This window comes from Leifsonia sp. Ger2509 (assembly GCF_055231915.1).
This window is the reverse complement of record NZ_JBUYVB010000003.1, coordinates 635126-658915: the sequence shown is the minus strand read 5'-3', so window position 1 is coordinate 658915 and position 23790 is coordinate 635126. Positions and strand designations below refer to the sequence as shown.

23 protein-coding genes are annotated in these 23790 nt (G+C 68.7%); 13 read left to right on the top strand and 10 right to left on the bottom strand.

The window, feature by feature from the left end:
- Positions 1-48 precede the first annotated feature (48 nt).
- Positions 49-1080, top strand: coding sequence for an alpha/beta fold hydrolase (locus ACV7NN_RS03440; protein WP_463348187.1), 1032 nt, complete (start codon positions 49-51; stop codon positions 1078-1080).
- A 16-nt stretch (positions 1081-1096) separates the two neighbouring features.
- Positions 1097-2542, top strand: coding sequence for a flavin-containing monooxygenase (locus tag ACV7NN_RS03435; RefSeq protein WP_463348186.1), 1446 nt, complete (start codon positions 1097-1099; stop codon positions 2540-2542).
- A 10-nt stretch (positions 2543-2552) separates the two neighbouring features.
- On the opposite strand, the gene ACV7NN_RS03430 is transcribed toward ACV7NN_RS03435, so the two are convergent.
- The 5 genes from ACV7NN_RS03430 to ACV7NN_RS03410 form a co-directional block, all read right to left on the bottom strand.
- A complete protein-coding gene (locus tag ACV7NN_RS03430) occupies positions 2553-3743 on the bottom strand; it encodes an OmpA family protein (protein WP_463348185.1) in 1191 nt (396 codons plus the stop codon).
- A 61-nt stretch (positions 3744-3804) separates the two neighbouring features.
- Positions 3805-4692 carry a hypothetical protein gene (locus ACV7NN_RS03425; RefSeq protein ID WP_463348184.1) on the bottom strand — a complete coding sequence of 296 codons (888 nt, stop codon included), beginning with the start codon at positions 4690-4692 and terminating at the stop codon, positions 3805-3807.
- A gap of 19 nt (positions 4693-4711) precedes the next feature.
- A complete protein-coding gene (locus ACV7NN_RS03420; protein ID WP_463348183.1) occupies positions 4712-5068 on the bottom strand; it encodes a hypothetical protein in 357 nt (118 codons plus the stop codon).
- Positions 5055-5702, bottom strand: coding sequence for a hypothetical protein (locus tag ACV7NN_RS03415; RefSeq protein WP_463348182.1), 648 nt, complete (start codon positions 5700-5702; stop codon positions 5055-5057). The genes ACV7NN_RS03420 and ACV7NN_RS03415 overlap by 14 nt, the downstream gene beginning before the upstream one ends.
- 109 nt (positions 5703-5811) lie before the next feature.
- Entirely contained in the window at positions 5812-6453 is a 642-nt protein-coding gene (locus ACV7NN_RS03410) for a TetR/AcrR family transcriptional regulator (protein WP_463348181.1), read from the bottom strand.
- A 100-nt stretch (positions 6454-6553) separates the two neighbouring features.
- Between ACV7NN_RS03410 and ACV7NN_RS03405 the strand changes: the two genes are divergently transcribed.
- Positions 6554-8074, top strand: a complete 1521-nt coding sequence (locus ACV7NN_RS03405; protein WP_463348180.1) for an MFS transporter — start codon at positions 6554-6556, stop codon at positions 8072-8074.
- Positions 8075-8136: 62 nt separating this feature from the next.
- Here the strand turns inward: ACV7NN_RS03405 and ACV7NN_RS03400 are convergent, their stop codons facing one another.
- Positions 8137-10656 carry a LuxR C-terminal-related transcriptional regulator gene (locus ACV7NN_RS03400; RefSeq protein ID WP_463348179.1) on the bottom strand — a complete coding sequence of 840 codons (2520 nt, stop codon included), beginning with the start codon at positions 10654-10656 and terminating at the stop codon, positions 8137-8139.
- Between the two features lie 220 nt (positions 10657-10876).
- Here ACV7NN_RS03400 and ACV7NN_RS03395 point away from each other — a divergent pair, with 220 nt between their 5' ends.
- From ACV7NN_RS03395 to ACV7NN_RS03385, 3 genes are read left to right on the top strand one after another with little or no spacing between them, the layout of a single operon-like run.
- Positions 10877-11134: a hypothetical protein gene (locus ACV7NN_RS03395; RefSeq protein ID WP_463348178.1), complete on the top strand. Its 258-nt coding sequence runs from the start codon at positions 10877-10879 to the stop codon at positions 11132-11134.
- 42 nt (positions 11135-11176) lie between these two features.
- A complete protein-coding gene (locus ACV7NN_RS03390) occupies positions 11177-11608 on the top strand; it encodes a DUF6325 family protein (protein WP_463348177.1) in 432 nt (143 codons plus the stop codon).
- A gap of 20 nt (positions 11609-11628) precedes the next feature.
- On the top strand, positions 11629-11988 hold the full coding sequence (locus ACV7NN_RS03385; protein WP_463348176.1) for an SHOCT domain-containing protein: 360 nt from the start codon (positions 11629-11631) through the stop codon (positions 11986-11988).
- 94 nt (positions 11989-12082) lie between these two features.
- Here the strand turns inward: ACV7NN_RS03385 and ACV7NN_RS03380 are convergent, their stop codons facing one another.
- A complete protein-coding gene (locus ACV7NN_RS03380) occupies positions 12083-13153 on the bottom strand; it encodes an SDR family NAD(P)-dependent oxidoreductase (protein WP_463348175.1) in 1071 nt (356 codons plus the stop codon).
- 78 nt (positions 13154-13231) lie between these two features.
- Here ACV7NN_RS03380 and ACV7NN_RS03375 point away from each other — a divergent pair, with 78 nt between their 5' ends.
- On the top strand, positions 13232-13801 hold the full coding sequence (locus tag ACV7NN_RS03375; RefSeq protein WP_463348174.1) for a TetR/AcrR family transcriptional regulator: 570 nt from the start codon (positions 13232-13234) through the stop codon (positions 13799-13801).
- Positions 13802-13811: 10 nt separating this feature from the next.
- On the opposite strand, the gene ACV7NN_RS03370 is transcribed toward ACV7NN_RS03375, so the two are convergent.
- Positions 13812-14450, bottom strand: coding sequence for a TetR family transcriptional regulator (locus ACV7NN_RS03370; RefSeq protein ID WP_463348173.1), 639 nt, complete (start codon positions 14448-14450; stop codon positions 13812-13814).
- Between the two features lie 60 nt (positions 14451-14510).
- Between ACV7NN_RS03370 and ACV7NN_RS03365 the strand changes: the two genes are divergently transcribed.
- The 4 genes from ACV7NN_RS03365 (at position 14511) to moaA (ending at position 18679) form a co-directional block, all read left to right on the top strand.
- Positions 14511-14948 (top strand): nuclear transport factor 2 family protein, encoded by a 438-nt coding sequence (locus tag ACV7NN_RS03365; RefSeq protein WP_463348172.1) that lies wholly within the window; start codon positions 14511-14513, stop codon positions 14946-14948.
- Positions 14945-15784 (top strand): SDR family oxidoreductase, encoded by an 840-nt coding sequence (locus ACV7NN_RS03360; protein WP_463348171.1) that lies wholly within the window; start codon positions 14945-14947, stop codon positions 15782-15784. The genes ACV7NN_RS03365 and ACV7NN_RS03360 overlap by 4 nt, the downstream gene beginning before the upstream one ends.
- A gap of 132 nt (positions 15785-15916) precedes the next feature.
- Positions 15917-17530, top strand: coding sequence for an MFS transporter (locus ACV7NN_RS03355; RefSeq protein WP_463348170.1), 1614 nt, complete (start codon positions 15917-15919; stop codon positions 17528-17530).
- Positions 17531-17611: 81 nt separating this feature from the next.
- On the top strand, positions 17612-18679 hold the full coding sequence (gene moaA, locus ACV7NN_RS03350; RefSeq protein ID WP_463348169.1) for a GTP 3',8-cyclase MoaA: 1068 nt from the start codon (positions 17612-17614) through the stop codon (positions 18677-18679).
- A gap of 110 nt (positions 18680-18789) precedes the next feature.
- On the opposite strand, the gene sufU is transcribed toward moaA, so the two are convergent.
- Positions 18790-19248, bottom strand: a complete 459-nt coding sequence (gene sufU, locus ACV7NN_RS03345) for a Fe-S cluster assembly sulfur transfer protein SufU (RefSeq protein WP_463348168.1) — start codon at positions 19246-19248, stop codon at positions 18790-18792.
- Positions 19245-20546, bottom strand: coding sequence for a SufS family cysteine desulfurase (locus tag ACV7NN_RS03340; protein WP_463348167.1), 1302 nt, complete (start codon positions 20544-20546; stop codon positions 19245-19247). The genes sufU and ACV7NN_RS03340 overlap by 4 nt, the downstream gene beginning before the upstream one ends.
- A gap of 186 nt (positions 20547-20732) precedes the next feature.
- Here ACV7NN_RS03340 and ACV7NN_RS03335 point away from each other — a divergent pair, with 186 nt between their 5' ends.
- The gene (locus tag ACV7NN_RS03335; protein WP_463348166.1) at positions 20733-21029 is read left to right on the top strand and encodes a putative quinol monooxygenase; all 297 of its coding nucleotides are present in this window, start codon (positions 20733-20735) and stop codon (positions 21027-21029) included.
- Between the two features lie 92 nt (positions 21030-21121).
- Positions 21122-23608, top strand: coding sequence for a transglycosylase domain-containing protein (locus ACV7NN_RS03330; protein ID WP_463348165.1), 2487 nt, complete (start codon positions 21122-21124; stop codon positions 23606-23608).
- The last annotated feature ends 182 nt before the right edge of the window (positions 23609-23790 follow it).

Genomic DNA, 23790 nt, shown 5'->3' with positions numbered 1-23790 from the left:
GCAGAACTTCTGCCGCCTCCGTCACGACAGCTGAGTAGAGTGTCGCCCGTGGAACAGCGAATCGGCGAGGCCGCGCTGCGCGATGGAACCAGCGTCGCCTACGCCGCCAGCGGGGATGGCCCACTGCTCGTCTGCGTCCCCGGATGGGTCAGCCACCTCGACCTCGGCTGGTCGACCCCGCCCGAGCGCGGATTCTACGAAGCGCTCGCACACGACCGCACCGTCATCCGCTACGACCTTCCCGGATGCGGCTTGTCCGGCCCGCATCGAGGCGCACCCTCGATCGCGCTGGAACTCGAGACGCTCGACGCCGTGGTCGAGGCGGTCGGCGGCGTACGCTTCGACCTCTTCGGCGCCTCGCTCGGGGCCGCGGTCGCCGCGCGGTGGACGGGCGCGCATCCGGATTCGGTCGACCACCTGGTGATCTACGGAGCATGGGCGGACGGCGCGCAGATCGCCCCTCCGGACGTGCAGGAGCACGTCCTGGGGCTGGTCGCCGCCAACTGGGGTCTCGGGTCGGATGTGCTGGCCGACATTTTCGCGCCCGACGCGGACGCGCGGACCCGCGCGATGTTCGCCCGTTATCAGCGTGCGTCGGCATCCGCAGCGACCGCCCGCGATCTCCTCGCCCTCTCTTATCGGGTCGATGTGTCCGCTGCCCTCGGCGCGATTCGCGTGCCCACCACGGTCATCCACCGTGAGCACGATCGCGCGGTGCCGGTCGCGCAGGGACGGGCTGTCGCCGAACTCATCCCTGGGGCCCGTTTCGTCGCGCTGCCCGGCCGGGCCCACCTGCCGTACGTCGGCGATGTGGATGCGCTCGCCCGCGAGGTGCGGCGTGCCCTCGGGCTCGGACCGCTTCGCAGCCACGCGCTCCCGACCTTGACTCCGCGCCAACGGGAGGTCGCCGCTCTCGTCGCCGACGGCATGACCAACCGCGAGATCGCGGCCAGGCTCACCATCACCGAGCGCTCGGCCGAGTCGCACATCGAGCGGATCTGCGCGCGCATGGGCTTCCGTTCACGCTCCCAGATCGCCGCCTGGTACGCGGCGCTGCCGCCCGACGGCTTCGTCGCCTGAAGACGGGAACGGAACGATGGACGACAACGTCGACATCGCGGTTCTCGGCGCTGGCATCGCCGGAGTCGGGGCCGCGTGGCAGCTTCTCGAGAACGGCTTCACCGATTTCGTCGTGCTGGAACGCGCCGGCGAGGTGGGAGGCACCTGGCGGGACAACACCTACCCAGGCGCCGCGTGTGACATCCCGAGCGACCTCTATTCCTTCTCGTTCGCGCCGAACCCGTCGTGGAGTTCCGTGTTCGGCGGGCAGCCCGAGATCCTCGACTATCTGAAGGCGGTCTCCCGGAGGCCGGGACTGCGCGAACGGATCCGGTTCGGATGCGACGTGCTCGAAGCCGCCTGGAACGCCGGGGAACGCCGATGGAAGATCGTCACGTCGGATGGCACGGTGACCTGCCGCGTCCTGCTCTCCGGGCATGGACAACTGGTCGATCCGCACCTGCCGCCGATCGAGGGACTCAGCTCTTTCGCCGGCCCGAGTTTCCACTCCGCGCGCTGGGACCACTCGGTCGAGCTCAGCGGCACGCGGGTGGGGGTGATCGGAACCGGCGCGTCCGCCATCCAGATCGTGCCGGCACTGCAGCCGACAGTGGGGGAGCTCACTGTCTTCCAGCGGACGCCTCCGTGGATCATCCCGCGCCACGACCGGACGACCAGCGGCCGGCGCCGGCGCCTGTTCGCGGCGGTCCCGGCCCTGCAGTGCGCCCGCCGGGCGCTCACCTTCACCGTCTACGACAGCAGGTGGTTCGGGTTCGCGCACCCGCGCCTCGGCCGTGCGATCGAACTGCTCGCCACACGGCACCTGCACGCGCAGGTCGCCGATCGCGGGCTCCGCGAGCGACTCCATCCGGACTACCGCGTCGGCTGCAAACGTGTGCTCGTCTCCGATGACTTCTACCCGGCCGTCCAGCGGCCGAACGTCGACTACGTGACCGACCGCGTCGAACGGATCACACCGGATGGAGTGGTCACCTCCGACGGCGCGCGGCACCCGCTTGACGTGCTGGTCTTCGCCACCGGTTTCGAGCCGACGCGACCCCGGATCGCGGAGCACATCGTCGGAGCGGACGGCACGACGCTGGCGGATGCCTGGAGCGACGGGATGTTCGCCCTGCGCGGCGCGACAGTGCCCGGCTTCCCGAACCTCTTCTTCCTGCACGGACCGAACGCCGCGCTCTCGCATAACAGCGCGGTCTACATGATCGAGTCGCAGATCGGCTACGCGCTCGACGCGCTGCGGCGGATGCGCGGCGATGCGGTGGCGGATGCGTTGCCGGAGTCCGTCACCGCGTACTACCGGTCGCTCGGTCGCGCCTTGACCGACGGGGTGTGGTCGAGCGGATGCGGGAACTTCTTCCTCGACCCGGGCAGCGGGCGCAACACGGTGCTGTGGCCGGGCAGGGCGGCATCGTTCCGGCGCATGGTGCGCCGGTTCGACCCGAGCGAGTACCGGATCGCGTGAGAACCGCGAACTAGCCGCAGAGCCCGACGCCCGGCGAGGTGAGGACCACCGAGCGGTTCTGCTGGGCGAGCGCGTCCGAGTACGCGCCGCTCGCATCCGTCTCGCTCTTCCAGCCGCACCAGTCGTGCCCGACGCCGGCGGTCTGGAGGAGGGATGCTGGCACGCCCAGCTGCACGAGCGCGGCCTTCACCGCATCCGCCCGCTGCCGCGACAGGGCGAGATCGGCGGTGTTCGTCGTCGCCTGGTCCTTCGACGCGGTGCCCGTGATCGTGACCAGCTGGCCGTTCTGCTCGATCGACGGCACCAACTGGGCGAGGACGCCCTGCGCCTTCGTCGGATCGGCGAACGTCGCGGTGTCCTTCACGAACAGCAAATCGCTGTTGCGGATGACGATCGGATGCGTCCAGTCTGTCTTCGTCTGCACCGATTCGATCGGCACGGTCGAGACCTCGGGCAGGCCGGAGACCGCGGTTCCGGAGGACGGTTCCGGCAGCAGCGACAGCGTGCCGCCCGCCGCCCTGATGATCGCCGTCCAGACCGCGATGAGGTTGCTGCGCGCCGGGATCGTCAGGGGTGCCTGCGCACCGGCGACATCGCCCATGCCGGACCAGTAGACGGTGACGCCGTTGAGGTCCGTCGGCAGGAGATTGCGCGACTTCAGGTCGCTGACGACCTGGGCGGGCTCGGCGTAGAGCACACCGCTGGTCGCGAAGTCGAGCGGGTCGGTGGTCTGCAGCCCGCTGCCGACCACGAGCACGCCCATCGGCTTCGACCCGAGGTCGCGGGCGGCACGGTCGATCGACCCGAGGAAGTCGACCTGCGGCACCGTGGCCTTCAGGCCGTTGATGTACGCGGTGATCTGGGTGAGCTTGTTGCGCTGGTCGTTCTGGCAGACGATCGCATCCTGCGCCGTCGAGCCGACCAGGGTCGTCCCCATCACCTGCGGCGTGCCGGAGGGCACGACGACCGTCACGCTGCCGTTGCTCTTCGAGACGGCCGTGAGCTGTTCGACCGCCGAGGAGGCCAGCGTCGTCGCGGGGGCGTTCGCGGTGCTGCCGGCGACGACGCCCATGTTCCGTTTCTGCGACTGGTCGCACGCCGCGCCGGCGGCGGTCGCCGAGGCGCAGGCGGTCAGTCCGCCGCCGAGCGCGAGGACGGCGGCGATGGCGAGGCCGGCTCTGGCGATTCGACGGGTGATCATTCTTCGGTCCTTTCGGGGCCGGACGCGTTCGAGGTCTTCGGAGGCGTCCGGAGGCGTTCGGTCAGTCGGTGAGCTGCGACGGCTGTACGCTCGGCGCGACCTCGGGCGTCTCCGGGGTCGTCGGAAGGTCGGGCATCCGCCGCGCGCGCAGCTCCCGGATGATCTGGCTGGTGCTCTCCGGGTCGCGCTCGTGCTGGGCGAGACGGGTCGCCAGTTGCGCCCGGAGCAGGTCGACCCGCGCCGCGAACGTGATGCGCGCACCGGTGTAGCGCACCGCATCCTCGTGATCGAGGCGGAGCGCCTGCTGCGTCGCCTCGCGGGCCTGCACGGCTTCACCGAGGAGCTGGTCGCGGTAGAGGCGGAGCTTGTCGGCGTGGGAGTGCGCCTTCTCGGCCGCACTCAGCAGTGGACGTGTGGTGAGCCAGGCGACCATGAAGCTGACCGCGCCGGAGGTGGCCAGCACGCCGAGCATGAGGAACGCCATGATCGTGTCGGGCGCCGACCACGAGAAGCCGGTCGTTCCGGAGGAGGTCGAGCCTCCCACGAGGCCCGTCAGGCCGCCCGCGTTCTGGGCGTCGATGCCGGCCTTGATCCGAGCGATGGTGATCGCGGCGAGGATGGCGACCCAGACGAGAGACAGCCCGATCGCGAGGATCGACCAGCGGCGCGACATCACGCCCGCCTGGATCCGCCGCATCAGGATGGCGACGACGTGGGGGAGCGCGACGACCGCGAGCGAGATGCCGAGGGTGATCACGTACATCTGCAGGCCGATCGAGCCGTACTGGCTGTCGTTACGCAGCAGGAGCGTGAGCGCCTGCGCCAGCAGGATGTAGTCGACCGTGATCATGCCGAGCAGCAGCAGGTACACGAGCACGTGGGCGAACGGCGAGATGTGACCTATCTGCGACCGGATCCGCGGCGGTTTCGAGACGATGTCCCTGGCCATGGTGTTCTCCTTCAGCCGATCACGCGTAGTTGTGCAGCTCGGGATCGCGCCCGAGGAGCTTGGCATCGAGGCGTTCGACCGCGAGGTCGGCGCGCTTGATCTGGTCGTCGGTGCGCACGATCGCCGCGCGGATCAGCTCTTCGCGCTTCTGGGAGTCCGAGACCCTCTCAGCGCAGGTCGCGACGTTGCGGCTGCGTTGGCGGTCGAGTTCGGCGATCCCCGCCCGCTCGAAAGCGGAGAGCTCGTGTTCGAAGACCTCGAGGGTCTCGACGTCGACGGCGTCGCGCATCCGTCGCAGCCGCCAGAAGAGGCGACGGCGGATGCGCCCCGTCTTGGGAACGTCGTAGTCGGCCACCGGCCGGTCACGTCTGGGCATCGGTTCTCCCTTGCCAGAGTTCGAGCAGTTTGGTCTGTTCCTTGGTCGTCAGCCAATCGGAGCGCCGCAGCACAGGGGCGCGGTCGACGGGGCGATCGTGGGTGCCGGAGCGCCGGTAGGCGCCCCAGTAGATGGCGATCTTCTCGTCCGAGTGGTCGTAGTACCGGCTCGCGCGCAAGCGGGCGGCCGTGAAGCGGGCCTGGATGACGGCCCTCAGCTCGTCGACGCGCCTGCGGCCCCGGCTGATGCGGCGCTCCAGCCTTCGCAGCTCTTCGAAGGTCGGCCCGTGACCTTCGGCGATGGCCTCCCGATCGGGCGGAGCGAGCTCGTCGGTCTTCGCTTCGTAGCTGGCGATGTCGTCGTCGAGTGCCCTGACGAGCATCCGGTACTCCGTGAGCTCCGCGCTGACACGCGAGTGGAAGCGCTGCTCCTCCCGGCGTGCGTAGCCGTTGGCGTGCGCCTGGATCGCCTGCACGGTCGGTGTGGACGGCTCCGCCTCACCGTCGAACCGCCCGGTCGACGCCCCCACCGCTGAGTCCTGCCGCGCAAGACGCTCGAGCCGCTTGCGGGAGATCATCCCGACGCGCAACGGTGCACGTGAGGCCCGGGGGACGTTCTGCGAACCAGTCGCCATGCCATCCACCCCATTCCTCGATCCCGGCACATACCGGCGGACCTCGAAGCGTACGCACAGGTCCTGACAAAGTTCTAGGGGATTGTCGAAGATCTCCCGATAATTCTCGTCAGGCTGCCGGGGGAGTGAGCCCGACTGCAGGCAGCAGGACGCCGTCGATCAGGGAGATGAGGTAGCTGCGGTCGACCGATTTGCGCTGGATGAGCGAGCGGTATGCGGCCATCGACGGAGTGAGCAGGGCAAGGGAGTCGATGTCGATGTCTGCGGAGATCTCGCCCCGTTCGACTGCGCGGCGGAGGAAGACCCGGTTCGCTTTGGCGCGGGGCTCCACGATCGCAGCGTTCACCGCGTCGGCGAGCTCCGGCGTGCGCGACAGCATCGACATCAGGCCGCCCATCACCTGGAGTTTCTTCTCGCTGTCCTCGATGGAGTGCGGCTTGATCATCGCGAGCATGTCGCCGCGGAGCGTCCCGGTGTCTGGAAGGTGGTCGAGGTCGAGGTCGGCGGTCTTCATGCACGCCACCGCCTCGACGACGAGTTCGCCCTTCGACGCCCACCGCCGGTACAGCGTGGCCTTGCCGGCCTTGGCGCGGTTGGCCACCATCTCGATGGTCATGCCGTCGTAGCCGGTCTCGGCGAGGACCTCCAGCGCGGCCTCGAGGATCTCGGGGTCACGGGTGTGGTCGCGTTTGCGGCCGAGCTTGGTCGGCTCTGCGGCCGCCTCGTTCTGGGTGAGGTCGAGCTGCGTCATTGCGGCCATCTCCCTTTGTGATCCGGTTGTTCTGATTCATTCTAACATTTATGGAACTTTTTATATCCGAAACTGCGTAGTTCCGGATATAGTGGTTCTCATGCCTCCCACAACATCTCCCACGTCCGTCGTCGCGCCGGCGCCCACCTCGGCCCGCCACTGGTGGACGCTCGCCACCGTCGGTCTGGCCCAGCTCATGGTCGTGCTCGACTCTACGGTCGTCAACATCGCGCTCCCGTCCGCCCAGGCGGACCTCGGATTCACGAACGCCGAACGCCAGTGGATCATCACCGCGTACTCGCTCGCCTTCGGCAGCCTCCTGTTGCTCGGCGGCCGCCTGTCCGACCTCATCGGGCGCAAACGCACTTTCATCATCGGCCTGATCGGTTTCGCCGGGGCGTCCGCTCTCGGCGGCGCGGCGAACACCTTCGGGCTGCTCGTCGGCGCCCGGGCGCTCCAGGGCGCATTCGGCGCCCTCCTCGCCCCCACCGCCCTGGCGGTTCTGACGACGACCTTCACCATCCCCAAGGAACGCGCCAGGGCGTTCGGCGTCTTCGGCGCCATCGCCGGCGCAGGCGGGGCCATCGGGCTCCTCCTCGGCGGCTTCCTCACCCAGTACTTCAGCTGGCGCTGGAGCCTCTACATCAACGTCTTCATCGCCCTGGTCGCGATCGTGGGAGCCATGCTCTTCGTCACGTCGGTTGCCCGCAGCGGGCCGCGGCCGAAGCTCGACATCCCCGGAACCCTGCTCGTCTCCGGCGCCCTGTTCAGCCTGGTCTACGGCTTCTCGAACGCAGAGACAGAGGGCTGGGACTCGCCGCTCACCTGGGGCTTCCTCGCTGCCGCAGTCGTCCTCCTGATCGCTTTCGTGGTCTGGCAGCGCCGGGCTGCGCATCCGTTGCTGCCACTGTCGATCGTCCTGAACCGCAACCGCGGCGCCGCCTTCATCTCGGTGCTCATCGCCGGGGCGGGCATGTTCGGAATCTTCCTCTTCGTGACGTATTACATGCAGACGACGCTGCACTTCACGCCCATCCAGACCGGCCTCGGCTTCCTGCCGATGATCGCGATGCTGGTCACGTCCGCGCAGCTGTCGACGAACATCTTCCTGCCGCGGTTCGGGCCGAAGGTCATGGTGCCGTTCGGGATGACGCTGGGAGCGATCGGGATGCTGTATCTCACCCATCTCGACCAGCACAGCAGCTACGCCGCGGACATCCTGCCTCCGCTGCTGATCCTCGGATTCGCGATGGGGTCGATCATGCCCGCATCGATCCAGACCGCGACGCTCGGCGTCGACCGGTCGTTCGCGGGGGTCGCCTCGGCCACCGTCAACACGAGCCAGCAGGTCGGCGGCTCCCTCGGGACCGCGCTGCTGAACACGCTCGCTGCGACCGCGGCCACCGACTACGTCGCGGCGCACCTCCCGCCGAGCCCGAGCGTGATCACGGACGCTGCAGTGCACAGCTACTCGGTGGCGTACTTCTGGGGCGCCTCGTTCTTCGCCGTCGGCGCCATCATCGCGGCCCTCCTGTTCCGTCGCCGCGGTCCGGTGGTCGCACGCGCCGTCCACGACGCAGCGCCGGCGGTCAGCGCAGCAGAACCGGCCGTCGTGCACTGACGTCCCGCGCGCTACGCACGCACGCCTGGCGGCGACCTCTCGGGGGGTCGCCGCCAGTGCTGTCAGCGCAGCAGCCCGAGCTCCTGCGCCCGGACGATCGCCGCGCTCCGGTTCGGCACGTCGAGCTTGCGGTAGATGTGGACCATGTGCGTCTTGATGGTGTTCACCGAAACGTAGAAGCGTTCTGCGAGCTCGCCGTTGGTCGACCGGCTCGGCAGGCAGGCGAGGATCTCGAGCTCGCGCTCGGTGAGCGGATCGCTGAGGGCGGATGCGGCGGCCGGCACCAGGGACTCGGTCGCCCGGGCCAGCACGCGTTCCACGAACGCGGAGCGTGCACCCGGCAACTGCGAGAGCTGGCCGACAACGTGCGGACCCCCGCGGAGGAAGACGTCGACGAGGATATGCTCCTCCGCCAGCGCGACCGCCTTTCCGAGTCGGCGTTCGGCCGCGGCCGGCCGACCTTCCGCATCCGCGAGCCAGGCACGCAGGATCAGCCGCTCGACGACGACCAGTGGTTCCTCGCTCGGCGTTTCCGGACCGGCTTCGAGCAGAGCCCTCGCGCGTTGCGGCTGCTGGGCCGTCATCGCGGCGGCGGTGTGTTCGAAGCGCGTCGCCGGGGTGTCCTGGGTGTCCGATTCGGCCGACCACGGGAGCGCATCCCGCCCCGACAGCCGGCGTTCGCGCTGGCGCACCGCGGTCAACCGATCGCGCACCACGGGCGGCGGCGGCCCCTCGGGCACGCCCGTCAGTTCTGCCGCGGTGTCGGCCTCTCCCAGCATCGCCCGGAGGAGGTGCGCGATCCACATGAGCTGGGTGCGCTTGTTCGCCACGGCGCGGGTGAGGCCCTTGGCGAGGCTGAGCTCCGCTCGCTCCGGCTCAGAGCGCTCGATGGCGGCGAGGCACTCGGCGAAGTACGCGTCGGCGGTCGACGGATGCTCGTCGAGGTCCGCCTCCCTGGCGATGGCCAATGCTTCCTGTGCGAGTTCTTCCGCACGGACCGTGCGCCCGCACCAGGCCTCGACGAGCGCGAGCGAACCGAGCGAACTGATCTGCCACGGTGCGTAGCCTGCTCCTTCGGAACGGGTCGCGCGCTCGAGCCAGCTGCGGGCCTCGACGAGGTCGCCGGCGAGGAAATGGGCGCGGCCCCCCGAGAACAGGGTCATCGTCAGCATCGAGTCGTGATCGGTGATCCCCAGCAGGTCGGGCGTTCGCGTCCCAGGGTTCGCTTCGAGGAGATCCAGCGAGCGGATCGCCGCATCCACCGATGCGTCCGGGTGCGGGCTCCACCATGCCTGGCCTGCGAGCACGGCGTGCGCGACGAGTTGCTGGCCGAGGGTCGCGTCGGGGTCGTTGATCACCCGGCGGAGCGACTCAACGGCGGTGACCGTCTGCCCTCCGAGCCCGCGGAGCACCCCGAGCAGCAATTGGAGGTCGAGCCGGTCGTGCACCACCGAGTCCGGTAGCTCGGCCATCCAGCGGCTCACGGTGGCCAGTTCGCCGTGCTCGAAGATCTCCGCCCCGCGCGTGCGCACCATCATGAGCGCCCGCTCCCACTCATGGGCCCGCAGAAGGTATTCGACCGAACGCTGTACGTCGCCGCGCGCCAGGTACCAGTCGGCCGTTCCCGCGAGGAGCGTGGCTTCTGCACCCGGCTCCTCCGCGCGCAGGTGGTACCGGAGCAGGTCGCGGAACAGGTTGTGGAAACGGAACCACTCGCGCCGGGTGTCCAGCGGGACGAGGAACATCGATTCGCGTTCGAGGGACTCGAGCCATGCCTGTGCGCCGTCCTCGCCGGTGACCTCGGTGATCAGCTCGGCCGACATCTCGTCGAAGGCGGACACCCTCAGCAGGCTCGTCCGCGTGCGGGAGGGCTGCACCTGCAGGACTTCGTCGGTGAGATAGTCGGCGATCATCCGGTCCGTCCCGCCGAACTGCTTGATGAACTCTTCGGGATCGTCATGCCCTTTGAGCGTCATCGCCGCCAGCTGGATGCCCGCCACCCAGCCTTCGGTGCGGGCGACGAGGGTGTCGACGGATTCGCTGTCGAACTGGCGTCCGCAGAGTCGCACCAGAAGCTCGCTCGACGCCGCGGCGTCGAAAGCGAGGTCGGCGCTGCGCAGTTCGACGAGGTCGCCGTTCAGGCGATGACGGCTCCAGCCGAGGGGGAGGTCGACCCTGGTGGAGAAGACGGTGTGGATGTTCGGGGGTGAGAACTCGACGATCCGCTCGAGGTCGTCCAGCAGGCTCCGGTTGGTCAGGTGGTGCACGTCGTCGAAGATGATGACGGTCTCGGGCAGCGTGGCCAGACGCGCGGGCAGGAGCTCGAGGAAGGCCTCACCCAGGCGGCCTCCGGTGATCGCCACGGGGACGGACGCATCCAGGGGATCCGGGGTGGCGGCGGAGAGAGCCGAGGTCAGTCGGCCCCCGAAATGAGCCGGATCGTTGTCGGCCGCAGTGACGTCGAACCAGATGAAGAGCCGGCCGGGGTGGCCCTGCGCCCACTGCTCGAGAAGGACGGTCTTGCCCGCCCCTGCAGGCGCTACGACGAGCGCCAGAGGCTGCGACAGGACCCCGTCGAGCACTCCCCGAAGTGTCGGCCTGTCGATCGCGTGACGCGGAACGCTGCGGTTTGCACCCATAACCCAGCTCTCTCTATCTCCTTCAGTGTGTCAGGAGATGGGGTCGGTGGCTACACCCGAAGTGGGGTGAAGCCGAGGTATCACCCTTCTCGGATGATGCCATCGGCGTCCTGGTTCGTCGACACTGAACGGGAAGGGTCGGAGCCAGGTGGAAGAGGGCGTCGTGCTGAACGAAACGTACGAGATCGTGATCCGGGGGACTCTCAGCCCGGCCGTTCTCGGTGCGTTCCCTGGTTTCCATGTCAAAGAAGTGGACGAGGGTTTCACCCATCTGGTCGGAACCGTCCCGGACCAGGCGCGGCTCCACGGCCTGCTCGAGACCGTGGCCAGCCTCAACATCGAACTCGTCTCCGTGAACCCGCGCCCGCGCGACCTCACGGACGCCGACCACGAAACATCCACACGAAGGGAAGACACATGACAATCGCAGTTCAGGGCCGGATCACGCGTCGGGGAGTGGATCATGGCTGAGTTCGAATACGGACCGGTGGAGATCTTCCTCATCGGATTCGACGGCGAGCGGCCAGGACCGGATGTGGTCAACGCGATCGTCGACGTCGTCGAGAGTGGAGCAGTGCGGTTGCTCGACCTGCTCTTCGTGTCCAAGTCGGAGGAGACCGGCGACGTCGTCGTGCTCGAGATCGACGAGGTCGCCGATCAGTACGGACTCCCCGAGTTCGAGCTCCTCGAGATCGGCATCGCCGGTGAAGAGGATGTCGCCGATTTCGCCGATGACCTGGAGCCTGGAACGTCGGCGGCGCTGCTGGTCGTCGAGCACCTCTGGGCCCGCAACTTCGCCGAAGCCCTTTTCAACGCCGGTGGAGCGGTGCTTCGCACGGAGCGCATCCCGGCCCCGGTGGTCAACGAAATCGCAGCGCTGAGCAGCGCCGAATAGATCGACTGAAGGAGAAAGCTATGTTGGGTCGACGGATGGGGCGCGGCGGGCTGGTGCGCGCGGCAGCCACCACGGCGGTCGTGGCGGGCACGGCGACAGCCGTGTCGGGCGGGATGCGCAACCGGCAGAACGCGCAGCAGCAGCAGCAGGCGGAGGCGCAGGCCTACGAGCAGCAGCAGCAGCAAGCGCAGATGGACCTTGCGGCCCAGCAGGCGGTCGCGGCGCAGCAGGCGCAGATGGCCGCTGCCGCGCCTCCGGCTGCGGCGGCGCCGCCCGCGAACGACATGATGACGCAGCTGCAGAACCTCGCCTCAATGCACTCGCAGGGCATCCTGTCGGACGAGGAGTTCGCAGCCGCTAAAGCGAAGCTCCTCGGCTAGCGGGGGTGCTGGCCGAGGTCCGAATGGGTCAGGAACGGCTGGTGCGCTTGGGCGCGACCAGCCATTCCTGACCCTTTTCTGCGGATGGGCGAGGTCAGACCGCGGACCAGCCTCCGTCGGAGGGCAGGATCACGCCGTTGACGTTCACGCCGTCGTCGCTGAGGAGGAACGTGATCGACGCTGCGAGCGCATCCGCCTCGACCGGGTCGGGCAGCACCGTCATCGCGAGCTGGACGCGCTCGGCCCCGAGCGCTGAGGCGAAGCGCGCCTCGATGTTGGTGATGGTCGGCCCTGGGGCGACCGCATTCACGCGGATTCCGCTCGGCCCGTACATGAATGCGCTGCTCTTGGTGAGGCCGGCGACGGCGTGCTTGGAGGCGGTGTACGCCGCCCCAGCTGCCGAGCCGCGCAGGGCGGCCTCGGAGGCGATGTTGACGATCGATCCGTAGGCCTGGACAAGCATCGTGGGGACGACAGCCCGCATCAGCTTCATCGTTCCCTCGACGTTGATCGAGAAGACCCGGCGCCACACGTCGTCTCCGACCTCGTGCACGGGGGTCATGTCGTCCATGATCCCGGCGACGTTGGCGAGACCGTCGATCGTTTCGCCCGCTGCGGCGACGATCGAGGCGATCGCGGCGTCGTCGGTGATGTCGCCGGCAACGGGGATGATCTGCGCGGCAGGGAGCTCGGCGACGAAGGCGTCGAGACGCTCCTGCGAGATGTCGACCGCGATGACGCGGCCTCCCTCGCGGGCGATTCGGGATGCGGTGGCCCGGCCGATGCCGGAGCCCGCCCCGGTCACGATGACGGTCTTGCCACTGAAGCGACCTTCCGTCGGCTTCTCGACCCAGACCGGGGTCTCGGCCACCGGCGCGGCCGGCTCTGCGTCGGTTTCGTCATCGGCGTCGTCCGCACCGGCGGACTCGGCCCCGGACGCGGATGCGGCGGCGGCGCGCTGGACGAGATCATCGACCATCTCGGCCGTGAAGGCGCCCTGGCTGAGCTTGATCAGCCGCTTCAGCGCCAGGCGGCGGACGGGCTTCATCACCGAAGCGTCCTGGCCGGACTGCGCGAGCAGCTCGGTGATGATCGGGCCGCCGATCGGGTCGTCGAGCCAGGTTCCGATCGACGAGTCGCCGGTGAGCTGGGTTTTCTTTGCCATGGGGTTGTTCCTCCTGATATGTGGGGAGCGTCGTCGGGCGCTCAACCGGACAACGTTGTCCGGTAGTACGCTACACCCGTGCCGGAGAAGACGAAAACGAACCGCGGCCCCAGTGCGGGCCCCGCGAACAGGCATGCGCTCATCGTCGCCGCCCGCGAGGTCTTCGCGGAGTCCGGCTACAGCGCCCCGCTGAGTGCGGTGGCACGCCGGGCGGGCGTCGGGCAGGGGAGCCTGTACCGCCATTTCCCCGACCGGATCGCCCTCGCGGTGGCCGTCTTCGACGACAACATCACTGAGCTCGAGGCGCTGGCGGCCACCGAGGATGTGACGCTCAGTGACCTCTTCGACGCTGTCGCCCAGCAGGCGCTCGGTTCCACAGCGCTCATCGAGGTGGTCTCGTCGGGTGGCGGGGATCCCCGGTCCGACCATCTGGGCGAGCGCGTGAACGCGGTCGTCGAGACGATCCTCGTGCGTGACAGCGCTGCCGGTCGGATCGGCACGCACGTGACGAGCGCCGACGTCATGCTCGCCTTCACGATGCTCGCCTTCCTGCTGGCACGGACGCCGGCGGATGAACGACCCGCCGCCGCCGCGCACGCCCGGTCGATCTTCCGAGCGGCCTTCGCGCCGCGGACAGCAGGCGAGTGACCGACCCTCGTCACTCCAGGAGCGCTGATTCGAGGGAATCGGCGACGTACCGGCCGAAACGTTCGGGTGACCACCCGGAACGCAGAACGAGGAGGTCGAACAGCTCCGGCGAACTGAATGCCCACATGACGTCGGCGGCCTCGTCGACCGTGACGCCGCGCCGGAGTGTTGCTCGGCCTGCCAGCCGCTGCGCGTTGTGCCGCATGCGAGCGCGCCGGCTGTCGTCGCTGTCGCGCAGCAGGGCGGCCATTTCGGGATCTGCGGCTGCGGCATCCCTGACCAGCAGATGGATGGGCGCGACCAGCGGAGCGACCTCGGCGGTCAGCGTGCCCCAGCCGCGGACGATCGTTCGCGCATCGACCTCGCTGTTCTGCAGTTCGTCGGAGCGCAGCGGGGCAGCGGTCGGTCCGCTGCCCAGGAGGCTCTCTTCGTAGATCGTTCTGACCAGGCCGCCCTTGCCTCCGAAGGTCTTGTAGACGGTGTCGATCGACAGTTGGGCGTCGTCGGCGATCGCCGCTATGGTCGTCGCCGCGTACCCGTCGGCGAGGAACCGTTCCCTGGCGGAGTGGAGGATGGCTGCGCGATTGCGGTTCGCCTGCGCCTTGCGCGCGCGGGAGTCGTAAGGCCGACGCTTCGATTCCGTGGACATGAGATTCATTCTATGCTACCGTATTGAATCTAGCCACTAATAATGGAATCGAGGCCTCCCATGCGAGGTTCGAACGACCCGCAAGCGGTCATCCGTCGGCTCGAGGTGGCGACGAACGCCCACGATCTCGCGGGGCTGACGGCCTGTTTCGCCGACGATTATGTGAACGTGACGCCCGCGCATCCTGGGCAGGGCTTCATCGGTTCGGCCCAGGTCGAACGGAATTGGTCGACCCTGTTCTCCGCGATGCCCGACCTGCAGTCGCACCTGCTTGCCACCGCGGTCGACGGCCCGACCGTGTGGAGCGAATGGGAGATGTCCGGCACCCGCCCCGACGGGTCCGCCCACCTGATGCGCGGCGTGATCGTCTTCACGGTGCACGCCGAGGTCATCGTGAGCGCGCGGTTCTATCTCGAGCCGGTCATCGAATCCGGCACCGGGGTCGACGCGGCGATCGCGCGCGCGACCGGCGCCGGTGGTCCCAGCGCGCGACCATGATCCTCGTCGTCGGCGCGAGCGGAACTCTCGGGCGCGCTCTCGTCGCCCAACTGGTGGCCCGAGGCGAGCAGGTCCGGGCGCTCACGCGGGATCCGTCCCGCATCCGGGACTCCGACGTCGAGGTCGCAGTCGCTGATCTTCGCGACGCCGAGGCTGTCGAACGTGCGATGTCGGGCTGCGACGTCGTGGTCCTCGCGGCGCACGGGTTCGTCGGTCCGCGCGGCATCAGCCCCGAAACCATCGACCGTGACGCGAACATCGCCGCGATCGGCCGTGCCGCGACGAGCGGTGTCCGCCACGTCGTCCTGGTCTCGGCCTACGGTGCGGCACCGGGGCATCCGATGAGCCTTCACAGGGCGAAATCCGCCGCCGAAACCGCGCTCAAGGCGAGCGGACTCGCGTGGACGATCATCCGTCCGACGCCGTTCCTCGAAACGTGGACCGGGATCATCGGGGCCCGGATCGACGACCGGCACCGGGCCATCGTCTTCGGCAGGGGAGTGAACCCCATCGATTTCGTCAGCGTCGCAGTCGTGGCCGACGTGATCGTGGCGGCGGTCTGCACGCAGTCGCCGCGGAACACCGAACTCGATCTGACGAGCGGGCGGACCCGCACCTTCACGGAACTCGCGGAAGAGGCGATCGCGGCGTCACCGTCGCCCGCCCGCATCCAGCACATCCCGCTCGGACTGCTCCGCCTGCTCGCTATCGCCGCGAAGCCGTTCTCTCCCGCGTTCGCGCGCCAGGCGCAGGCCGCGGTCGTCATGAACACGACCGACATGACGGCAGTCCGCGATCCGATGCCGTTTCATGCGCCCGCGCCGGACGGTCGGTGAGAATCGACACTCGGCGCGACTCGCCCTCACGTGTTCGTTGCGCTCCGTCCGCGGCGGGGAAGATACTGGGCTGACACCGGCTCCTGCCGGCCGCACGGCACGATCTCTACGGCTGCAGAAGCGGGGCAGAAAATGAAGAAGTGGTCGGTCGTCATCATCCTCGGTGCCGCACAGTTCGTGATGGTCCTCGACGGGACCGTCATGAACGTCTCGATCTCGACCGTCGTGGCGGATCTCAATACGACCGTGTCGGCGATGCAGGCGGCCATCACCTTCTACACGCTGACGATGGCCTCGGTGATGCTGCTGGGGGCGAAGCTGGGCGACCTGTGGGGCCGAAGGCGCGCGTTCGTGATCGGCTCGATCGTCTACGCGCTCGGGTCGCTGACCACGGCGATCGCTCCGAACATCGTTGTGCTGTTCATCGGCTGGTCGGTCGTCGAGGGCCTGGGCGCTGTGCTCGTGATCCCGGCGATCGCCGCCCTCGTGGCAGACAACTACACCGGGCACGACCGGATCACGGCGTACGCGATCATCGGCGCCACGTCGGGCGCCGCCGTCGCCGCCGGACCGCTGATCGGCGGCTTCGTCACCACCTACCTCAGCTGGCGGTACGTCTTCGTCGCTGAGGTCGTGATCATGGCGATCGTCGTGCTGTTCGCGCGCGTCATCGTCGACAGGGCGGGGCGTCGCGCCGAGCGCATCGACGTCTGGAGCGTGCTGCTCTCGGCCGCCGGCCTCGTGTTCGTGGTGCTCGGGATGCTGCAGAGCAAGACCTGGGGCTGGGTCACCCCGCTCGCGTCCCCGGAGATCAACGGGGTGCCGATCGCGCCGTTCGGGATCTCGCTCTCCGCCTGGCTGATCCTCCTGGGCGGGGTCCTGCTGTGGGCGTTCCTCGCCAGGCAGCGCCGGCTCGTCGCGACGGGGCGCCCGCCGCTGGTGCACGTGAGTCTCTTCGACATCCGCCAGTTGCGCAGCGGGCTGAGCGTCCTGGGCGCCCAGTACGCGGTCACGGCCGGCCTGTTCTTCATGGTTCCGGTGTACCTCCAGATGACGCTGGGGCTGGATGCGCTGCAGACGGGCATCCGGATCTTCCCGCTCTCGATCTCGCTCATCCTGTTCTCGATCATCGGCACGCGGCTGTCCCGTATCTGGTCGCCCCGGCGGATCGTGCGGGTCGGGCAGTGGATCCTCGTCGGCAGCGCCATCCTGCTGCTCGCTGCCGTCTCGCCCGACCTTCAGAGCCTCCTGTTCGGTATCGGCATGTTCCTGGCCGGCGCCGCGCTCGGCCTGCTGGCCTCCCAGCTCGGCGCGGTCAACATGTCGAGCGTGTCGGAGAAGGAGACGAGCGAGGTCGGCGGCCTGCAGGGCGTGTTCCAGAACCTCGGTTCGTCGCTCGGAACCGCTCTGATCGGGTCCATCCTCATCGGGGCCCTGACGACGTCGTTCGCGTCGGGGGTCGCCGCGAGCTCCCTGCCGGACGACGTCAAGTCCACGATCAGCGAGCAGACGCAGGGCGGCGTCGCGATCGTCCCGGCGGCGACAGTCACCGAGATCGGCAAGGAGAACGGCCTGACCTCCGACCAGTCGGACCAGCTCGCGAGCATCTACACCGACTCTCAGCTCTCGTCGCTCGGTGTCGCGTTCTTCGGCCTGATCGCGATCACGTTGCTCTCCCTGCTGCTGTCCAAGGGCATCCCGACCGAGGTGGCCGGACGCAAGCGAGATGAGGCGAAGACAGGGTGAGCCGGTCCGCCGGCGCCACGTCGCCCTGTGGACCTGATCAGTGTTTTGGGCGCTTCGCCGCCGAAGACGTACAGTGACATCATGAGCCTGGTCAGCGTTGGCATTCCCCGGGTGCGGCGCGACCCGGCGCAGATGCCGAGCCTTGCGGATCGACCGGACGTTCCCGGCCTCGTCGACCGTTTCGGTCGCGTCGCCCACGACCTGCGCATCTCCGTCACCGAGAAGTGCTCGCTCCGCTGCACCTACTGCATGCCGGAGGCCGGGCTGCCCCCGATCGCGCGCGAAGACCTCCTCACCCCGGCCGAGATCGCGCGGCTCGTCGCCATCGGTGTGCGCGAGCTCGGCATCCGCGAAGTGCGGTTCACCGGAGGCGAGCCGCTGATGCGAGCCGATCTCGAAGAGATCATCGCGCGGAGCGCGGCCGTCGCTCCCGGGATCGACCTGTCGATCACGACCAATGCTGTCGGCCTCGAGCACCGGGTGGCGCGCCTCGTCGCGGCAGGGCTCACGCGGATCAACATCTCCCTCGACACGGTCGACCGCAGGCATTTCGCTGAACTCACCCGGCGCGACCGGCTCGATTCGGTCTTCGCGGGCATCCGCGCGGCGCACGCAGCGGGCCTGGCTCCGCTCAAGCTCAACGCGGTGATGATGCGGTCGACCCTCGACGACGCGCCCGACCTGCTGCAGTGGGCCATCGCGAACGGCTGCCGGCTGCGGTTCATCGAGCAGATGCCGCTCGACGCCGACCACACCTGGACCCGCGACAACCTCGTCACGGCGGCCGAGCTCCTCGACAAACTCGGCGAGCGGTTCGACCTGACCGAGATCGGGCGCGACGACCCGTCGGCCCCGGCCGAGGAATGGTCGGTGGACGGCGGTCCCCACACGGTCGGGATCATCGCCTCGGTGACACGCCCGTTCTGCGAGGCGTGTGACCGCACAAGGATCACGGCGGAAGGCACGGTCCGCTCGTGCCTGTTCAGCGACGAGGAGACGGACCTGCGCCCCCTGCTGCGCGGAACCGCGCCCGACGACGAGATCGCCCAGTGGTGGCGCGCCGCGATGTGGGGCAAGTGGGCCGGCCACGGCATCAACGCGGCCGACTTCATCCCCCCTGAGCGCAGCATGGGCGCCATCGGCGGCTGAGCGGGCACTGCCGCACCCGGCGCTCGGCCCGCGCAGCCGCGACCCGCGAGTACAGGAAAAAGCATCCCGAATCGCGACGATGGGATGCTTTTTCCTGTGCTCGCCGTGCGTTATGCGCGGGTGAGGGCGTCCTCGAGGGCGACCCAGGGGAGCATCGCGCACTTGATCCGCGCGATGTAGCGGGACGCCCCGGCCAGCACCACCGCGTCGCCGAGGAGGTCTTCGTCGCCCTCGCTCGTCCCTTTCGACTGCATCATCGTGCGGAACGCGTCGATCCGTGCCTTCACTTCGCCGCGGTCGAGGTCGTGCACGAGGTCGAACAGCAGGGATGCGGACGCCTGCGAGATCGCGCAGCCGTGGCCCTCCCAGCTCAGGCCGACCACGCTCCCGCTCGACGCATCCGTGAGCACGCGCACCGTGACCTCGTCGCCGCACGTCGGGTTGACCTGGTGGGACTCGGCGCTCGACGGGTCGGCGAGCCCGTAGCCGTGGGGCTTGCGGGCGTGATCCATGATCACTTCCTGGTAGAGGTCGCGCAGCGGCATGCCCTCCGCGCCGTGATCGCTCATCGGCCGACCCCGAAGAACGGCCGGACGTCGGCGACGGCGTTCAGGAAGATGTCGACCTCGTCGGGTGTCGAGTACAGGTAGGTGCTCGCGCGGGTGGTCGCCGTGATGCCGAATCGCCGGTGCAGCGGCTGGGCGCAGTGGTGGCCGACCCGCACCGCGATCCCGAGTTCGTCGAGATACTGGCCGACGTCGTGCGCGTGGACGCCGTCGACGTCGAAGCTGGCGAGGCCGGCCCGGTCCTCGCCGACTGCCGGACCGAGTACCCGGATGCCCGGGATGCCGGCGAGGCCGGCGACGAGCCGCTGGCCGAGGGAGGTCTCCCAGTCGTGCACTCGGTCGAGGCCGACGTCGTCGAGGTACCGGACGGCAGCAGCCAGACCGATCGCCTGCGACACCCGCTGCGTCCCGGCTTCGAAGCGCTGCGGGGCGGGGAGGTATTCTGCGTGGTCGAGCGTGACCGTGCTGATCATCGAGCCCCCGGTCAGGAACGGGGGGAGGGCGTCGAGGAGTTCCGCCCGGCCGTAGAGCACGCCGACGCCGGTGGGGCCGAGCATCTTGTGTCCGGAGAACGCCGCGAAATCGACACCGAGCGCGTGGAGGTCGAGGGGGCGGTGCGGCGCGGACTGGCACGCATCCAGAACCGCGAGTGCGCCGGCGGCGTGGGCGAGTGCCGTCAGCTTCTCGACGGGGTTCACTGTGCCCAGCACGTTCGAGACGTGGGTGAAGCAGACGAGCCGCGTGCGGTCGCCGATGACGCGGCCGGCCTCGTCGAGGTCCAGCGCGCCGTCGTCGGTGATCGGGATGACCCGAAGGGATGCGCCCGTGCGCGCCGCCAGTTCCTGCCAGGGGATCAGGTTGGCGTGGTGCTCCATCTCCGTCACGACGATCTCGTCGCCGTCGCCCAACCGGAAACGGTATGCGGCCTCGCCGCCCCGGCCGGCCGTCGCGTTCGACATCGCGTAGGCGACCAGGTTCAGCGCTTCGGTAGCGTTCGACGTCCAGACGATCTCGTCGTGGCCGGCTCCGACGAAGGACGCGACGGTGGTCCGCGCATCCTCGAACAGCTCGGTCGCTTCCGCTGCGAGCGTGTGCGCACCCCGGTGCACGGCCGAATTGTGGTGCTCGGCGAACTCCACCTCGGCGTCGATCACCGCGCGGGGGCGCTGGGAGGTCGCGCCCGAGTCGAGGTAGACGAGCGGATGCCCGTTCACCCGCTCCTGCAGGATCGGGAAGTCGGGACGGAGGCGGTCGACATCCTCCGTCGTCAGCGCCCGCGTCGTCGGGTCGGCAAGTGTCATCGTGGTGCAGTCCTGTTCTTGTGGGCGCGCAGCAGGTCACCGGCAAGGATCACGGCGCCGCGTTCAGCACTCCAAGGCTACGCCGAGGAACGGTCCGGTGGGCCGCCTGAGACATTGTTGCGAGCCCGCGGACCGTCGCCGCCGGCGGCGTACATTCAGAGGCGGAAGCCCGATAGGAGAACCGTGATGACTGTGAAACTGGGAATCCTCGCACTGCTCGAGGCGAAGGACGGAAAAGGCGCGGAGCTCGGCGCCTTCCTCGAAGGTGGCAGGGCGATAGCCGAAGCGGAGGACGGGACCATCACCTGGTACGCCTTCAAGGTCAGCGAGACGACCTACGGCATCTTCGACACGTTCGAGACCGAGGAGGGCCGCCAGGCGCACCTGAACGGGGAGATCCCGAAGGCCCTCGGGCAGGTCGCGCCGGATCTGCTGGCGAAGGATGCGGACATCCGCCCCATAGACATCGTCGCCGTGAAATAGGTGAACGACCGGCCGACGGTCCATGAAAATCTCTACAGGTTTCCCACGTCGGCGTCAGGCAAACACAAGGAAACCGGTGGGACTGTGGGAGCGTGGACACCTCCCCGCTCTCCTTCCGTCGTGACCGCATGGCCGACCTCTCGAGACGGCTCGAGCCTCTGCGGCGCTACGAGATCACCCCGGCCAGCACCAGACTCGGCCTGTATGCGCAGATCGTTGTCGCCTGCCTCATGGCGGCGGTCCTGGTCGCGGCCGTCGTCCTCCCCGGCTTCCTGGGAATCGGGGCGGCGGCGTCGGCCGGGATCAACGGGTTCAACCAGCTCCCGTCAGAGTTGAAGATCACCCCCTTCGCCCAGGACTCCGCGATCTACGCCAAGAAGGGCGGAGTCGAGGTCCCCATCGCATCGTTCTACGCCCAGGACCGCGTGAACGTCGGGTGGAACGCGGTCGCCCAGACGGTGAAGGATGCGACGGTCGCCGCCGAGGACCCGCGCTTCTATTCGGAGGGCGCGGTCGACATCCTCGGCACCGTGCGCGGCGCGCTCTCGACGGTCAGCGGCGGTTCGGTGCAGGGCGGGTCGTCCATCACCCAGCAGTACGTGAAGAACGTCGAAGTGCAGCAGTGCGACGCGCTCACGGACGTGAAGGCGATCCAGGCCTGCTACCAGAACGCGGCGGGCGTCACCCTGTCGCGCAAACTGCAGGAGATGCGCTACGCGGTCGGACTCGAGAAGGAGTACAGCAAGAACCAGATCCTGATGGGCTACCTCAACGTCGTCGGGTTCGGCGGCCAGGTCTACGGGATCGAGTCCGCCGCCCACTACTACTTCGGCACCACTGCCTCCCAGCTGAACCTCGTGCAGGCGGCGACCCTTGTGGCCATCCTGAACAATCCGGCGAATCTGCGCATCGACCAGCCGAAGAACGCGGACAACGGTGCAGCGAACGGCTACAAGCTGACCAAGGAACGTCGCGACTACGTGATCGACCGGATGTACGTGAACCACAAGATCACGGCGGCCCAGCGCGCCGCCGCAAAAGCGACGCCCGTCAAGCCTACGATCACGCCGACCACGTCGGGATGCGCGACCGCGGTCCGCTTCAACGCTGCCTTCTTCTGCGACTACGTGCGCGACGTCGTCCTCAACGACCCTGCGTTCGGCGCGACGTCGTCCGACCGCTGGGCGACGCTCAACCGCGGCGGGCTGAAGATCTACACCACTTTGAACCTCGACCTTCAGGCGGTCGCCCAGCAGTCGCTGAGCTCGTACATTCCGGCGTCCGCGAACGGCATCGACCTGGGGGCGTCGAACGTCTCGACCGAGACCGGCACCGGCCGCATCATCACGATGGTGGAGAACCGCGCCTTCAACAACACGGACCAGGCCGTCGCCGGAACGACGGCGGTCAACTACAACACCGACGAGGCGTACGGAGGGTCGCAGGGGTTCCAGACCGGGTCGACCTTCAAAGCGTTCGACCTGGCGGCGTGGCTCGAGGCCGGGCACAGCCTCTACGACACGATCGATGCGACGCAGCACGACTTCCCGACCTCGGACTTCACCAACACCTGCGCCGACATCTCCGGGCCGGACTGGCAGGTGTCGAACGATGAAGGGTCGGGCGGCTACCTGTCCGTCATGTCCGCGACGGCGCAGTCGGTCAACACGGCGTTCGCGATGATGGGCACCAAAATCGACCTGTGCTCAATCCTGAACGCGGCGAAGGGGCTGGAGGTGCATCCGGCCTCCGCGGGCAACCCGCTGAACTCGTACCCGTCGATGATCCTCGGAACCAACTACCTGTCGCCGCTGACGATGGCGACCGCCTACGCCGGCATCGCGAACGGCGGTGTCGTCTGCACGCCGGTTGCGATCGACCGCGTCATCAACGCCGACGGTACCGTCCGGCCGGTGACGCCGTCGAAGTGCACGCAGGGCATCGCGCCGAACATCGCGGCGGGGGTGGCCTACGCGCTCCAGGGGGTGCTGCAGGGCGGCGGGACGGCCGCGAGTGCGAACCCGTACGACGGCGTGCCGATCATGGGAAAGACGGGAACGACCGACAACTCGCTGCAGAACTGGCTCGTGACCTCGACGAGCAAGGTGTCCACCGCGACGTGGGTCGGCAACGTCTCTGGTGCGACCCCGCTGCGCAGCCTGGCGTTCAACGGCGTCGGCGGTGGTGACGTCAAGTTCCACATCGCGCGTCCCATCCTCCAGGCGATCGACTCGACGTACGGCGGCGCGCCGTTCGCACAGCCCTCGGATGCGCAGCTCTACGGCACGCGCGTCACGATCCCGGATGTGTCCGGCCAGACCCCGCAGACAGCCCAGTCCGAACTGCAGAACCTCGGCCTCACCGTCACCATCGACCCGAACCAGGTGAACAGCCAGCAGCCGGCCGGAATGGTCGACTCGACGAACCCGTCGGCAGGCAACCGCGTCAACAGCGGCGACACGGTCACGATCGAGGTGAGCAACGGCAGCGGCGCCCAGAACCCGACACCGGGGCCGTCCGGGCAGCCCACGCCGACGGCCCAGCCGTCCGGGCCGCCGACGAGCGCCCCCGGCGGCTGATCGCCGCACGAGACGGCGGGATGCCGCGCGAGGCGGCCGGATGCCGCGGAGGGGACAGCAGGCGCTGGTGCCCGCTCCGCGCACTAGCGGAACCTGGCCCCTCTGTGGGCGCGTCGCGGCCATGCGAGCGGCGCGCTCAGCCCAAGGCGCGAACCGGTCGGCACCGGGAATAACGACCACGG